General features: G+C 61.2%; 11 protein-coding genes. 9 read left to right on the plus strand and 2 right to left on the minus strand.

Annotated elements, in window-relative coordinates; genetic code table 11:
- Positions 1 to 484: 484 nt before the first annotated feature.
- Positions 485 to 889 carry a heme-binding protein gene (locus CXY74_RS01825; RefSeq protein WP_104198854.1) on the minus strand — a complete coding sequence of 135 codons (405 nt, stop codon included), beginning with the start codon at positions 887 to 889 and terminating at the stop codon, positions 485 to 487.
- Positions 890 to 2,080: 1,191 nt separating this feature from the next.
- Here CXY74_RS01825 and katG point away from each other — a divergent pair.
- The 5 genes from katG (at position 2,081) to chrA (ending at position 9,531) form a co-directional block, all read left to right on the plus strand.
- A complete protein-coding gene (gene katG / locus CXY74_RS01835) occupies positions 2,081 to 4,315 on the plus strand; it encodes a catalase/peroxidase HPI (RefSeq protein ID WP_104198856.1) in 2,235 nt (744 codons plus the stop codon).
- Between the two features lie 262 nt (positions 4,316 to 4,577).
- The gene (locus CXY74_RS01840) at positions 4,578 to 4,943 is read left to right on the plus strand and encodes a hypothetical protein (protein WP_146070022.1); all 366 of its coding nucleotides are present in this window, start codon (positions 4,578 to 4,580) and stop codon (positions 4,941 to 4,943) included.
- A gap of 373 nt (positions 4,944 to 5,316) precedes the next feature.
- Complete coding sequence (locus CXY74_RS01845; protein ID WP_104198858.1) at positions 5,317 to 5,790, plus strand: MarR family winged helix-turn-helix transcriptional regulator; 474 nt, start codon at positions 5,317 to 5,319, stop codon at positions 5,788 to 5,790.
- A 200-nt stretch (positions 5,791 to 5,990) separates the two neighbouring features.
- The gene (locus CXY74_RS01850) at positions 5,991 to 8,084 is read left to right on the plus strand and encodes a transglycosylase domain-containing protein (RefSeq protein ID WP_158252274.1); all 2,094 of its coding nucleotides are present in this window, start codon (positions 5,991 to 5,993) and stop codon (positions 8,082 to 8,084) included.
- Between the two features lie 214 nt (positions 8,085 to 8,298).
- A complete protein-coding gene (gene chrA, locus CXY74_RS01855) occupies positions 8,299 to 9,531 on the plus strand; it encodes a chromate efflux transporter (protein ID WP_255409508.1) in 1,233 nt (410 codons plus the stop codon).
- A gap of 203 nt (positions 9,532 to 9,734) precedes the next feature.
- Here the strand turns inward: chrA and CXY74_RS01860 are convergent, their stop codons facing one another.
- Positions 9,735 to 10,376 carry a TetR/AcrR family transcriptional regulator gene (locus tag CXY74_RS01860; protein ID WP_104198861.1) on the minus strand — a complete coding sequence of 214 codons (642 nt, stop codon included), beginning with the start codon at positions 10,374 to 10,376 and terminating at the stop codon, positions 9,735 to 9,737.
- A 274-nt stretch (positions 10,377 to 10,650) separates the two neighbouring features.
- Between CXY74_RS01860 and CXY74_RS01865 the strand changes: the two genes are divergently transcribed.
- Genes CXY74_RS01865 through CXY74_RS01880 form a run of 4 tightly spaced genes read left to right on the plus strand, consistent with a single transcriptional unit; the run spans position 10,651 to position 15,511 of the window.
- Complete coding sequence (locus CXY74_RS01865; protein ID WP_104198862.1) at positions 10,651 to 12,276, plus strand: class I adenylate-forming enzyme family protein; 1,626 nt, start codon at positions 10,651 to 10,653, stop codon at positions 12,274 to 12,276.
- On the plus strand, positions 12,273 to 13,055 hold the full coding sequence (locus tag CXY74_RS01870) for an SDR family oxidoreductase (protein ID WP_104198863.1): 783 nt from the start codon (positions 12,273 to 12,275) through the stop codon (positions 13,053 to 13,055). Before CXY74_RS01865 ends, CXY74_RS01870 begins: the two co-directional genes overlap by 4 nt.
- A 42-nt stretch (positions 13,056 to 13,097) precedes the next feature.
- Entirely contained in the window at positions 13,098 to 14,411 is a 1,314-nt protein-coding gene (locus CXY74_RS01875) for an acyl-CoA dehydrogenase family protein (protein WP_104198864.1), read from the plus strand.
- Entirely contained in the window at positions 14,411 to 15,511 is a 1,101-nt protein-coding gene (locus CXY74_RS01880; RefSeq protein ID WP_199183114.1) for a phosphotransferase family protein, read from the plus strand. Before CXY74_RS01875 ends, CXY74_RS01880 begins: the two co-directional genes overlap by 1 nt.
- Positions 15,512 to 15,541 lie beyond the last annotated feature (30 nt).

Consider the following 15,541-nt stretch of genomic DNA (forward strand, 5'->3'; position numbering starts at 1 on the left):
GCGGTCATGCTGATCTCGACTTTCAGTGATCCCTCATTTTAAGAGGGCCCACTGTCCGAGATATCCGCGGCAGGTCAAGCGACGCATTGGAATGATGGAAGGTCCCGGGAGGCACACCACACGTCGGTTTACATGATCGCGCCGCCACGAGACTGTCTCGAGGCCCGCGGGGATTCTTGACCAGGTAGTCGAGCGCCTCCCGCTCCCCGCTCCCCGCTCCGATGCGCGAACTTACCGGACAGCGAAAGGCGATCCTGCAAAGCATCGTCCGCTGAGCGTCGCGAAATCCCAATACATGAGAACTGTTGGGAGATAAGAAGCGCAGACTCACCCGGGAGCGACGAAAACGCCCAGCGACCGCTGCAGCGAGCGATCACGAAAGATAAGTAGCGCCAAACGCCACACGGTAACTTCCACCGGCCCGGATCGGGGTATCGACCGTGCAACCCCGTCTCGGTGGTACGAGCGGAGCACAAAGCGTGGACTATGTCAGAGAGGCCTTGGCGCCTGCTTGAGCGACGGCCTGGTCTTGTTCGCCTGAGCCACCACTAACGCCGATGGCGCCGACCACTTCACCGTTGCGGGTGAGTGGGATTCCGCCGGCAAAGATCACGATCCGGCCGTTGTTGCTGGCTTGGATACCGTAGTACTGCTGGTTGGGCTGGGAGTTATCCCCCAGGTCCTTGGTCTGAATATTGAAGGCCCGGGCAGTGAAGGCTTTGTTTATGGAGATGTCGATTCCGCCCAGCCAGGCGCCGTCCATCCGTACGTGAGAGATGAGATTGCCGCCAGCGTCGACGACGGCGATGTTCATGGGCTGTCCGACCTCCGAGACCTTGGCCTCGGCTGCGCTGATGATGATGCGGGCGTCCGCAAGGGTCAGTGTCATGCTGGTTCTCCTCGATCAGGTGGGGCCGCGGATGTCGTCCACGGCCGGTGGTTGGACGGTAAGGCAGACGGGCTCCTTCGAGCTCGCGATCTTCGGCAATACAGTCATTCGCATTTCGTGGTGAATACCAGCCCGCTGAGATGAATTCATTGCCCTATCCCGGCGGAGCTTCCTAGGATGATAGTTGATTTGTAGGGTGAGCTGCAGAACCCGCGAACATTTTTCATATTTTTTTCTCACGGTAGCGGCTGCCTCGATTTCTGCCCTTGTGAACCCGATAGATGATGGAAAGTTTTTTAATCGACGGTCAACAACGAACGTTTTTATCGCACTGCCTATGCCACGAAATCACAAGCTCGGAGCTACGCCATCCGGCATATCGAAGGATATACAACAGTCGACGCAGGCATTCCGAACTCGGTTATCGCCGGCTTAATGACGTCCACCACGGTTATTGACAGCCAACATTGGCAGCGTAGAAAAACCCGCGCATTCCGTCATCCGAAGTACCCGAAGCAGGTTAAGACAGGGACACCGCTGCGTGGTGGTCAATGGCGAGCTCATCGACGCTGAACCCCTCCGATGTATCACGTCCATCAAAACCGGCACCGCGACCGCATCCTTGATGATGAACGGCGCAGCCCGTCGGCGACAGGATAACGGGGACTGCTCGTATCGAGCGGCACGTTGATGCGGGTGAGCGGCATGGTGTGGGAGTCTTGCGGTCGTGTCTGGTCGTCAAGGTTTGAGTGGCATACGGTTGCTTCTCAACTGGAGAGCGCACTCTTGGTACGCCTACTGCGCAAGGACCTCGATAACCACGTACGTAATTTCAATGAAGAAATGAGGAGGTGACGTCCAGTGACGACTACTGAAGAACGATCCGATCTTCTCCGCGGCACTCGTCGTTGCTTGTCGCGTGCCGTCCGCGCGCTCAGTCGCCTCAGCGATGGAGCGAGTCGTCAACATTCGTCCCACGGACGAAACGTCTTGTCTGTCCAAGCCGAGCCCGGCCGGGGCGGGGAATCTCCAGAACTTCGACTGGATCGTCCCGATCCGCTTCCAGTTGTCCATCGCGGTGGGCGCTGACCACCCACCGCGACCGCCGCCAATCGGCTGCGGCGTAGTAAAAAAAACATCAGATCGTCTCAAAGACTTGACGGGCACAGAGGCTCGCCTGAAGGAGTGGCCATGTCTGGAAGCCCTGACGCCTACGTCGACCGTACGTATAACCAGACCGTGAATGCACGTCAGCCACCCAAGCTGCGAAATCATCCCGCAGAAGTCAGGAGTCCACATGACTGGTGGCCCCAGAGGCTCGACCTAAGGTGCTTGGCTCGACCGAGCCGCACCGCCAATCCGCTGGGCGAAGACTTTGATTACGCCAAAGAATTCCTCTCCCTGAACCTGGAGGATCTGGCACGCGATGTGGACGAGGTGCTCACGACTTCGCAGGGCTGGTGGCCCGCCGACTTCGGACACTACGGACCGCTTGTGCTGCGGATGGCGTGGCACAGTGCTGGCACCTACCGCGTCGGTGACGGTCGGGGAGGTGCCGGTGCGGGTATGCAACGCTTCTCCCCGTTGAACGGTTGGCCTGATAACCGCAATCTGGACAAGGCGCGCCGACTGCTGTGGCCGGTGAAACAGAAGTACGGCTGCAAAATCTCCTGGGCCGATCTGATGATCTTCGCAGGTAACCGTGCCCTGGAATCGATGGGCTTCACGACGTTCGGGTTCGGCGGTGGCCGGGAGGATGTCTGGGAGGCCGACGAGACCTACTGGGGGCCAGAAGACAAGTGGTTCGCCGACGAGCGTCACAGTGGGATCCGGGATCTCGACCAGCCCCTGGCGGCCAGCGATATGGGACTGATCTACGTCGATCCGCAGGGTCCAAACACGGTGCCCAATCCGGTAGCCGCCGCACGCGACATTCGTCAGACGTTCGGTCGCATGGGGTTAGACGATCAGGAGACCGTCGCGCTGATTGCGGGAGGGCATACGTTCGGCAAGACCCACGGAGCGGCCGACCCCGGCACCTGCCTCGGGCCCGAACCCGAAGCCGCACCGCTCGAGCAACAAGGCCTGGGCTGGGCCTGCCACTTTGGAACGGGCAATGGTGCCGACACCGTCAGCAGTGGGCTCGAAGGGATCTGGACACCTACCCCGACCACATGGGACAACAGTTTCCTAGAGACACTGTTCGCCTACGAGTGGGTGGTGACGCTCAGCCCTGCCGGACTATGGCAATGGATCCCAAGCAACGGTGACGGTGCCGGCACAGTCCCGGACGCCCACGACCCGTCCAAGACCCATGTCCCGACGGTACTCACCACGGACCTCGCATTCCGGGAGGATGCAGAATACGAGGCGATCGCGCGGCGATTCCTCGAGAATCCAGACCAGATGGCGGATGCGTTCGCACGGGCCTGGTTCAAACTCACGCACATCGACATGGGCCCAACCCAGCGCTACCTGGGGCCACTCGTCCCGTCCGAACGACTGATCTGGCAGGACCCACTGCCCGACGTCGACCACGAACTCGTCGATGCCGACGACATCACTGCGTTCAAGCGCCAGCTGCTCGAGTCGGGCCTGACGGTGGGGCAACTAGTCTCCACCGCGTGGGCATCCGCTTCCACGTTTCGAAACAGCGACAAGCGCGGTGGCGCGAATGGTGCCCGCCTCCGTCTCGAACCGCAACGAAGCTGGGATGTCAACGAGCCTGAAGTGCTAGCTACGGTGCTCGGCACACTCGAGCAGATCCGCAAGCAGTTCAACGATTCCCCGCGTGGAGGCAAGAAGATCTCACTTGCCGACCTGATCGTGCTTGGCGGGTGCGCCGCGGTCGAACATGCTGCCGCCAAGGCCGGTCACGACATCGAGATCCCGTTCCAGCCGGGTCGTATGGATGCGACGCAGGAGTGGACCGACCCTGAACGGTTCGCCGCGCTCGAACCGACAGCTGACGCATTTCGCAGCTACCTCAGCAAGGGCAACCGGCTGCCGTCGGAAGTTCTACTCATCGAGCGCGCGGGCCAACTGACCCTGAGTGCCCCCGAGATGACCGTGTTGCTCGGCGGCTTGCGCGTGATCGGCGCAAACCACGGCCGATCCTCCCTGGGCGTGCTGACCTCAACACCGGGCTCGCTGACCAACGACTTCTTCATCAACCTGCTCGACATGGACACCGTGTGGGCGCCAAAGCTAGGCGACCCCACGACGGAGACGACCTACGAAGGCCGCGACCGTCACACCGACGAGCTCAAGTGGGTCGCAAGTCGCACTGATCTCATTTTTTCGACCAACTCAGAGCTGCGTGCGCTGTCGGAGGTCTACGCGAGCCAGCACACTGAAAAGAAGTTCATCAGCGACTTCGCATCCGCATGGCACAAGGTCATGAATCTTGACCGCTTCGGTCGGTGATGATCCCCTCTGCCGGATGATGCCGGTCAGACACCTACTATGCCAACTAGCCCCAACAGGGGCTTCTGACTGGGCATCTAGATGAGAAAGTCCGCGTCGGGTCGGGAAAGTCGTATCTGGACCGGCCCACGGAATCAACGCGCGGCATGCTGCTGAGCTGATGAAGCGCCGCTACGGCGAACGTAAACCGCGTTCTGCACCCCGTATTCGCACGGGCTCCCCCAGCCAGACCGAGTATTCGTCCACGTCCAGGCGGCGTGTCGTGCGTAATCGAGTCAGTGCTGCGGCACTGGTGCTTGTGGTCGCGGGGTTGTCCGGCTGCTCCGGCGTCAGTGCTCCGCGCATACCCCCGACGGAGCTGGGATCGAAAAACCTCGGCTTGAACGCGGAGGTGGGTCCTGTCGAAGTCAGGAACCTGCTCCTGGTCACACACGGCGAAGCCGAGCCCGCGGATGTCACCGTCACTGCCGGAACGAACACCGAGGCGCTCGAATCACCCCGCGCCACGTCGCGGGCGCCACTCGGTTGCGCGGTCCATGGTCAGCGCCGTTCACGACGCACCAATCCACCGTTCCAGATTCTCGTCGTCCTCGCCAGCCATGGGCCCTCAAGCCCGATCTCACTTTGAATGAAAGGTTTTGTCCGAGAGCGAGTTGATTAATTCCGCGAGGACGCCACAGGCTAACTGAAGGAACCGCCCCGCACGGGATCGCCATTACGAACGCTCTTTTGACTGCCGTCGTCGGTATTCACCCTGGCTCGTTGGCGGACCCGTGGACCTGTCGGCACGGGAGTTTGCTCTGGCCCCGGGGCTGACTGCACTTTTCTTCGAGTGGCCCTGCGGAATCTAGATTATTTCCTGAGATTCAGATTCGTCGAAGTCAGTCTGCGTTCGGGTGATTGCCCCGTGGCGTCGAAGTTCTTATTGGGTGCCAACACGCCATAAATGTATGCTTGCAATTGTTGTGTGTTTGCAACTATTGCATGAGATGAGGGTGTAAGTGATTCCGGACGAAGATTTCGACGCTCGCGCGGCGGACGCCGCGTTGACAGCTTCTCGTGCGCTGATGGGTGTGGTGGCTCGATCTGTCGCAGGTGTCCTGGAGATCGTGACGTTGCCCCAGTTTCGTGTCCTCGTGCTGTTAGACACCTCGGGGCCCCTGCGCATGGGCGTCCTGGGCGAAGCCATCGGCGTCCTTCCCTCCACGTTGAGCCGGGCAATCGATCGCATTGTCGAAGCTGGTTGGGTGAGGCGCACGACGAGGCCAGCTAGTCGACGTGAGGTACTCATTGAACTCACGCCAGCAGGACAAAACCTTGTCACTCATGCCCTGGAGCAGCGCCGCGACAACATCGCCGAAATCCTGTCCGTCTTGTCGCCCGACCAAAAGTCCGCAATTGTTTCTGCATTTGAACTCTTTGCCGGGGCCGCCGGGGAAACCTCGTCGAAAGAATTGTTGATCCTTGGCATCTAGCGCGATAAAGGCTCTCCCAAGACTCCAACCCTCACAGGTTGGACCGTGACCCCGCGTTGCGCGTGCGAGCGCTTGAAGCGCACTCATCCCGTTTTGTCTACTAGTGGATCCAGAAGGTAGCGATAATTTTAGACATCCATGTCACTGTCCCGACGAAAACAAGAGGCACGGCCCTCGGCGCGTTCATGAGGCTTGTCGGGATGAGTGTCGTCGCCGGTGTCCTCGTGACGGCGGGGATGACGCCGGTGGCCGCGTTGGCCGGTGTGAATGCGACGCACACCATCACGGTCCTTGACAGCCTGCCGGGCTATCTGGGAATCGAGCAGCTCTCGCAAAAGAGCAACATTTATGCCGCCCAGGACGATGGCACCCCCGTACTGCTTGCGTCGTTCTACGACCAGAATCGGGTCGAGGTTGAATCGGATGCCATCAGTCAATTTGTGAAGGACGCCGCGGTCTCGGGTGAGGATCCTCGTTTCTTTGAGCACAACGGTATCGATATTCAGGGTACGCTACGCGCTGTTGTGAGCAACACATTTAGCGACTCGCTGCAGGGAGGATCCTCGATCACTCAGCAGTATGTGAAGAACGTTCTCGTGCAAAAATGCGAAGTCATCGCCGAGCAGGAGCAGAGCGACCTGTGCTACACGGCGGCCACGGAGATCACCGCCGAGCGCAAACTTCGCGAAATGCGCTTCGCGATCGCCGTGGAGAAGAAGTACGACAAGGCGAACATTCTTCGCCAGTACCTGAACATCACGGGCTTCGGCGGGACGGTCTACGGTATTGAGGCAGCGGCCAATCATTACTTCGACACGACAGCGGCAGCAGTGACGTTACCGCAGGCCGCAAGCCTCGTGGCGATCGTGAACAACCCACGAAAGTTTCAGCTTGATATACCGAACAGTTTCACCAATGGCGCCGCCAACGACTATGCCGCCAATAAGATGCGCCGCGATTATATTCTCGGGGAAATGCTTGCCGAGGAGAAGATCTCTGCCGCCCAGTACGAGACCGCGGTCGCCACGGTGATCGCCCCGGTCATCACGGCGCCCAGTACCGGCTGCGCTACAGCCGGCGCCAACGCTTACTTCTGCGACTACGTCGTACACGCACTCCAGACCGACCCCACTTTTGGTGAAGACGAAGAAACGCGGCTGCTCAATTTTCGCCGTGGTGGGTACGACGTGTACACCACGCTGGACCTGGACCTGCAGGGTGCGGCCGTGACAACCATGAACGAAAACGTTCCCAAGATCTCCAACGCGGGAGACGTGGGCGCCGTCATTTCCAGCGTTCAGGTCGGCACCGGCAGGGTGCTCACCATGACCCAGAACAAGGACTACAGCCAGGATCCGGCCGTGCTGAATTCCGGGACCAACTACGCTGCCATCAACTACAACACCGACCGTGCCGCCGGTGGCTCGAGCGGTTTTCGGCCCGGTTCCACCTACAAAGTATTCACGCTGGCTGAATGGCTAAGCGAGGGGCATTCCCTCAACGAACGCGTTGATTCTGGGCGAACGTCGCACTGGGGCGCTTTCCAAGACAGTTGCCGGGGTACACAGCGTTACCCCGGGTGGAACCCCCGCAATGACTCATTGAGTCAAAATAGATCCAATTACAGCGCTCTCGAATCGACCATCAATTCCTACAACACCGGGTACCTGGGCATGGCAAAAGAGCTAGACCTGTGCGGTATCCGCAAGACCGCGGAGGCCTTCGACGTGCACCGTGCCGACGGCGACCCGCTTCGCCAGGGCGCCAGTTCCGTGCTCGGCACCAACGAAATCGCGCCCCTGACCATGGCCGTTGCCTTCGCCGGTATCGCCAACGACGGGGTGACCTGCACACCTGTCGTCATCGATCGAATCGTGGCCGCCGATGGCAGCGAACTGCCCGTTCCGGAATCCGAGTGCAGCGCCTCGGTTGAGCCCGCCGTAGCGGGTGCCATGGCCTACGCCATGCAGCGCGTGATGAGCGAGGGCACCGCCAGCTCGTCGTATTACCGGACCAGTCCCCGCGTCCCCATGATCGGCAAAACCGGAACCACGGGTGGCGCAGCGGATACCTGGATGAGTGGCGCCAGCACCGAGGTGGCAACCGTGGCCGGTGTCGTGAGCGTCACGAGCTCCCTCGACCAACGCTCCATGTACTTCGACAGCGGATACGCCGCTGCGGCCCGCCATCGACTGTGGCCCGACGTCATGTCCGTCGCCAATGCGAAGTATGGCGGAGACGACTTCGCTGACGTATCCCCCAGTGCTCTCCGCACGCGTCGCACCTCGAACTAAGTCCGCGAGGCTCGGCAGCAGCTCCATCGTCTGGTATCCCCTGGCAGATGAGGCACTTGGGTTTCGAGACACTACATTTCGCTTTTATCGAGTCGCCGCCTCAGCGCAGAGGGTGGTCGGCTCGTTAACCTCAGCGTGCGACACTCTGCCTGTGGCCAGAAAAGTAAGTGACGAACGAACTATTAGCCAGACCGAGCGGGAAGTGGGCAAAGCAATACCCTCGGACGGCGGCACTGCTGACCATCGCGTACGCGGGAGCGTCTTAGAGGTCTTTTGGGTATTTCTGAGAATGGGACTGACGTCCTTCGGCGGCCCAGCGGCACATCTCGGATATTTTCGTGGGGAATTAGTTCAACGCCGCAGGTGGCTGAGCGACAGCGATTACGCAGACCTAGTCGCGCTCGGCCAATTCCTACCAGGCCCCGCGTCGAGCCAGGTCGGATTCGGCTTGGGACTCTTCCGAGCGGGGCCGTTTGGCGCTATCGCCGCATTCCTCGCTTTCACTCTGCCCTCCGCCGTCTTGATGGTGGCTTTCGCGTACGGCGCGAGCGCATTCCATGGCGTAGTCGGTTCCGGAATTATCCACGGGCTCACGATCGTCGCCGTCGCGATTGTCGCTCAGGCTGTCTGGGGAATGGCACGAACTCTCACACCCGATCCCGCCCGCGCATTTATCGCAGTGATTGCCGCTCTGGGCGTACTTCTGCTTGCGGGCTCGATGGGGCAGATCATCGCTCTGATGGTGGGCGCGTGTGCTGGCCTGATTTTTTGCCGTGCCGGCGCCGGCGCCGTGACAGAAATGATCCGATTCCCGGTCTCCCGCCTCACCGGATGGATCTGCCTCTCACTCTTCGTGATCCTGCTCGTCGTATTGCCACCCTGGGCTGCCGCGACGGAATGGGGGGCTATCGATATGTTTGACGCGTTCTACCGGGCCGGAGCGTTGGTGTTTGGCGGTGGTCATGTCGTGCTGCCGCTGTTGCAAGCCGGAGTCATGGATCCCGGGTGGGTTTCGCCGGATCAATTCCTCACTGGATACAGTGCGGCGCAGGCATTGCCCGGCCCTGTGTTCACATTCGCGGCGTATCTGGGAACCCTCTCAACCGCGGGTTCTGGCGGTATCGCGGGTGCTGCTCTCGCTCTTACCGGTGTGTTCCTCCCCGGGCTGCTTCTCCTGATCGGGGTACTCCCGTTCTGGAATGCGTTTCGATTGCGAGCGTGGGCCCAAGCGCTCATGCGCGGCGCGAACGCGGCTGTTGTCGGCGTCCTCGCCGCGGCGCTGTACGACCCCGTCTTCACCACCGCCATTACTGGTCCTGCCCCGTTCGTCCTGGCTCTTGTATGTTTCGTGCTCCTCATCGCCTGGCGCACACCGGCCTGGGCTGTCGTAGCCGTCGGCGCTGCCGGTGGGATAGCGCTTACTTTCCTGCCCGGAGGCATACTCTAAGGCGGCGACGATCCCTGCTGCAATAGGGTCGTTTTGCCCGGTGCCGATATCAGGACTGCCGTCGCCTCGGACACCCCCGCCGAACGCTTCAATGAGCTGCCGATCACTGAATAGATCACTAAGCCTTGCAACGACCCCTAGAAACCATCGCGGTCTGGCCTGCCTCGTGCATATGTTCGCACAGGTATGGGCGCCGTGGGGCTCTATCTTTGAGAACCTGAGCCAACCCCTAACGTCATCCGGGCGATGTTGGCGTATCGAACGGCCAGCTCTTCGGGCGAAAGCTCACCGTCACGGCGGTACCACTGCGCAATACCAGTACACATAGTCACGATGGCTCGACTGGTGTCTTTGGGGTGCTCAGCGTCAAAGATCCTCTCGCGCATACCCTGATTGATAACGTCGTCCACCATCTGCTGCTGCTTATCGCGGGATGCGATGTGCGCCGTTCGCGACTCGCCTTCCAGACTTCGGATCTCACTAGCAGCAATGAAGGCGAGCTCACTGCGATGAGCGTGAAAGAGCGCCAGACATTCGATCAGAAGTCGAAACTGTTCCTCCACTGAGGAACCTGCCTCCGCTACGGCGTCTTCGCTCCTGACCAGTAAGTCCTGCATCGCGAACTGCACGATCGCCACCAGCAGCGCCTGCTTGGAGGCGTAGTGGTGATAGAGGCCCGGTACGGAGAGCTTGGCCCGAGCGGCCACAGTGCGAATCGTCGTGCCGTGATAGCCGTGCTCCACAAAGCTATCCAAAGCCGCTTGTAGCAGGGGTGGCAGAGTATTGTCGGAGTATTTGCGCCATACGGCTTCATCCCCGACTCTCTTCGCAGTCTCAACTTTCACGAATACTCCTTCACCTGTTGACGCCTGATTGCCATTGTCTGTCTTGACAGATGATGACGTCTACTCCAGACTAACTCCTACCGAGCGATCGCTCGGTAGGAGTTAGTAAAGTCAATTCCGGCGACGATGCCGGAGAAGGGCGGCTGTCGTGACTCGTTCATCTGTGACCAATCGTTGTGAAATCGGCTCTTTCGTCCAGGGTCGTCCTGGGATCAACGCCGTAGAAGATTCTCAGACCGCACGAGACGTGCTCAGCCGGGAAGTACGTGCAGGGATGCGGTACGAGTCCACCGTAGAGGCGTGGAAGGCCCGGGTCGCCGGCAACCCTGAGCGCGTCGCCCTTCGCTACTTCGATGGCTGGATGACGGCCGCCCAGGTCGACCGCGCCTCCGACGCTCTCGCCGTAGCGCTCGTGGCCCGCGGCACAATTCGCGGTGCCCGGGTCGGCATCTACCTCCAGAACACCCCGCACTACGCGCTCGCCCTGCTGGCCCTCTGGAAATTGGGAGCGACAGCACTGTTGCTGAACCCCATGTACAAACGTCGCGAGCTGCGTCGCCTCGTTGACGACTCGGGTGCCATCGGTGTTATTTGTGCCGATACGGCTGAGTTGGAAACTCGTCAAACGCTGGCTGGAAGCACGGTTTGCTGGCTCATCACTACCTCTGCACGTGACTTCCAGACGCGAAACGATCCGCGCAGTTGTGACATGACAGCACGCCCGGCGGCTTCAACTGACGGGGATGTCGCCGCTCTGATTCGCGAATTCGACGGCTTGCGACCCGCTGACATTGCGCTGACCCGCGACGACGTAGCGCTCTTGACCTATACTTCGGGCACGACCGGCCCGCCAAAGGGCGCCATGAACACCCACGAAAACGTCCTGGCCGTCGCCACGACGTTTGGCCGCTTTGCACGGCTGGCCCCCGGTGACATCGTCATGGCCGTGGCCCCACTATTTCATATCACTGGCGCCGTGATTAACGCTGCGATCTCGCTGTTCACCGACACAACCCTGGTTTTCACGGGCCGCTTCGACCCCGATATCGTATTGGAGGCCTTTGCCGAGCATCGGGTCAGCTTTACCATCGGCTCGATTACCGTGTTCAACGCGATTTTGGCGCTTCCGCATGCCAGTGCCAGCCATTTTGCCGCCGTCAAGACTCTGTACTCCGGTGGGGCCCCAATCCCGCCGGCTACCGTGGAGCGCTTCCAAAAGCGCTTCGGCGTCTACATCCACAATGCCTATGGATTAACCGAAAGCACGTCCGGTGTGATTGCCGTTCCGCCCTATGCCACAGCGCCCGTCGACGCCTCCAGCGGCACCCTGTCCATCGGCATTCCGTTACCGCACGTTGTAGCCAGAGTCATCGATCCGAACGGTCGTCCCGTTCCACCGGGTACTCAGGGCGAGCTGGAATTATCTGGCCCCCAGATCATCCCGGGTTACTGGAATAATCCGGATGCCACCGCCCACGCAATGCCCGAAGGTAGGTTCCGCACCGGCGACGTGGCCATCATCGACGCACAAGGCTGGATTTATCTGGTGGACCGGCTGAAAGACCAGATCAACGTCTCCGGGTACAAGGTCTGGCCGCGCGAAGTCGAGGACACGCTGTATGAACATGCCGCAGTCCATGAGGCCGCCGTGATCGGCCAGTCGGATGAGTACCGCGGCGAAACAGTCGTCGCTTTCGTCTCCCTGAAATCAGGTGTATCGGTCACTCCAGCCGAACTCATCGCATTCACCAAAGAGCGCCTCGCAGCTTACAAATACCCCCGCATCGTGCACATCGTCGACGACCTACCTAAGACACAGACCGGAAAAATTCGCCGCCAGGAGCTCCGTGATGCAAACACGGAAGCCCAGGGCGTACTGCACCCGAAAGAGAAATTATGAGCGAGCAATCCGTGCAAGTGCACCGCCTTGAGGGCAAGACGGCCATCGTCACGGGTGCCAGTCGCGGGATCGGGCTGGCCATCGCCTTGCGGCTGGTGGCCGAGGGCGCCCAGGTCTGCATCACCGCCCGTAACGCCGAGGCGTTACACGATGCGGCCGCCCAGTTTCCGAAAGGATCCGTAATCCCGCTCGCCGGCAAAGCCCACGATCCGGACCACCGCCTCGAAGTTCTCAATGCTGTCGCCGAAACATTCGGCCAGCTGGACGTCCTGGTCAACAATGCGGGCATCAACCCCGTCTACGGTTCGGTGATGGATCTCGACCTTGCCGCCGCGCGCAAGATCACCGAGGTGAACGTCTTCGGTACCCTGGCCTGGATTCAGGATACTTACCGCCACGTTGCCTTGGATTTCGCCGGCCGCGGCGGCACCGTGATCAATGTGTCTTCGGTCACCGGGCAGACACCGGCACCCGGCATCGGTTTCTATGGCGTGACCAAGGCCGCCATTGCACATCTGACCCGCACCCTCGCCGTTGAAATGGGACCGAAGATACGGGTGAACGCGGTTGCACCGGCGGTTGTCAAGACGCAATTCGCCCAAGCCCTCTACGAAGGCAAGGAGGCGGAAGTCGCCGCGAGATATCCCCTGGGCCGCCTCGGCAATCCAGAGGATATCGCCGCCACCGTTGCCTTTCTCGCGTCCTCAGATTCGGCCTGGATCACCGGCCAGGTCATCAACCTCGACGGCGGCCTGCTTGCAGCCGGCGGCACCGCTTAACACGCCACTCATCGGCCCCCGGCCGCGGAAGGAAATAGAACAATGAGCACCGAGTCATTGCCCGCCGACATCGAAGATTTGCGCATCCGCACCCGCGAATTCATCCACAGCACGGTTATTCCCGCCGAGCCACGGCCGGGCGAGCGCCTGGCCCAGTCCACCCGCGACCGACTACAGGCGGCAGCGAAGGCCGCCAATGTCTTCGCCCCGCACGTACCTAAGGAATTCGGCGGCCAGGGCGTCCCCATCCAGCACTGGTCCGCGATCTTTCAAGAGGCCGGATATTCCCCGATCGGCGCGTCCGCGCTCAACTGCATGGCGCCGGACGAGGGCAATATGCACATGCTGAACCTGATCGCCACGGAGGCGCAGAAACAGCGCTACCTTGTGCCCCTGGCCGCTGGCACGTCGCGGTCCTGCTTCGGAATGACCGAACCACACCCTGGCGCCGGTTCAGATCCGGCCGCCCTGCTCACCGAGGCCACAAAGGTCGACGGCGGATGGTCCATCAATGGTCACAAACGATTCACCAGCGGCGCCGACGGCGCAGCCTTCTGCATCGTGATGGCGCACACCGAAGCCGTCAAAGACGCCCCGACCGGTGCCACCATGTTCCTGGTCGATTTCGACAACCCAGGCATCCGGCTCGGTGAAAACATCCACACCATGGACCGTGCCATAGCTGGCGGCCATCCCCATATTTATCTCGAAGACTGCTTTGTAGCGGATGACGCGGTACTGGGGGCCGTCGGGCTCGGCTTCACATACGCCCAAGTGCGCCTCGGCCCAGCCCGTCTCACCCACTGCATGCGCTGGCTCGGACTGGCCCGGCGCTCGCTGGACATTGCCCTGGACCGAATCGAGCGCCGCGAAATGTTCGGCTCCCCGATGAAGAACCTGGGCCTTGCCCAGGAACTGATCGCCCAGTCCGTGATCGACATCGAAACCTCCGACGCCATCATCGATAAGACCGCCGCGCTGCTCGAAACGAACCCACGGGCCGGATCCGCGATGTCCTCCATCGCAAAGGTGCACTGCTCGGAGGCGATCTTCCGGGTGGTCGACCGCGCCATCCAGCTCTGCGGTGGCGACGGGGTTTCGGACGGGCTTCCCCTGGCTGCCTACCTGAACGAGGTGCGACCGTTTCGGATTTACGACGGCGCCAACGAGACCCACAAATGGGCCATTTCCCGGCGCGCATCGGCGGCGCGAAAGCGAGCCGTCGACGAGGGAGAGCCGTACCTGGCCGACGTGCACGGCTCCGATCAGCACAGCTCCGATCAGCACGGCGCTGCCGCGGGTAGTACCGACCTGCACGCCGCTGATCTCGACACCGAGCTGGCAGGAATCCGTTGATGCGCACCATTCCCGACGGCGTCGAAGTCGTCGCCAACTACACCGACGCAGTGCGGCTGGGCTTGCCGCCGCTTCTCATTCTCGACGCGGTCGAAGAGTTCATGGATGCCAAAGGGCTCGGTATCGGGCCGCTGTCCTGGTGTCGGATCGGTGACGGGCAGTCCAATGTCACCTACCGGGTCCAGCGCGGCACCGAGGTGTTTGTGTTGCGCCGCGGCCCCCGTCCACCCCTGCCGCGATCCACCCACGACATGGTTCGTGAGGCTCGGATCCAACAGCTGGTCAGAAAACAGGGGGTCCCGGTTCCCGAAATTCTCGCAATTTGTGACGACGAGTCGCTTCTCGGCGTTCCCTTCTACATCATGTCTTTCCTCGGCGGCACCGTTATCACCGATCGAGTCCCCGGCTATCTCAGCACCATGGCGCAGCGCGAGGCGACCAGCGCCGCCGTTGTCGACACCCTGGTTCAGCTACATCAAGTGGATGTTTCCGCTGGAGAACTGGCCGCGTTCGGACGCCCGGAAGGCTACCTGAAGCGACAGGTCCAGCGTTTTTCCGCCCTGTGGGAAGTGAACACCACCCGGAATCTGCCCGAGGTCGCCAGCATTGGCGGCTGGCTGGAACGCAATATTCCCACCAGCCAGGCCGCCACGGTGATCCACGGTGACTTCCGGGCCGGCAACCTGATGTTCGAACCGTCGTCCCCGGCACGCGTGATGGCCGTCCTGGACTGGGAAATGGCCACGGTGGGTGACCCGTTGGCGGATCTTGGTTATCTCACGGCAACCTATTCGGAACCTGGAAGTTTTTCTACGCCGCTCGAATTGACCACGGTGACCCGCGAACCCGGATACCTCACCCGCGAACAGCTCATTTCGCGGTACCGCGAGCGCATGCAGGTGGACTTGGACGCGCTGCCCTGGTATCAGACGCTGGCGCTGTGGAAGGCGTCCATCTTCTGCGAGGCCATTTACACCCGCTGGCTCAAGGGTGAACGACCGGGCGACACCGGCTTCGGCCCCTCGCTGGAAGAAGGCATCCCGAGGCTACTGGACGGTGCCCGGCAATTTGCCGGCGTCGGGTCGACCGTCGCATCCTGAACCCTTTCACGCCATTGCCCGGCACGTCAG

Source organism: Cryobacterium sp. Y29 (genome assembly GCF_002929825.1).
In the GTDB taxonomy this organism is placed as follows: Bacteria; Actinomycetota; Actinomycetes; order Actinomycetales; family Microbacteriaceae; genus Cryobacterium.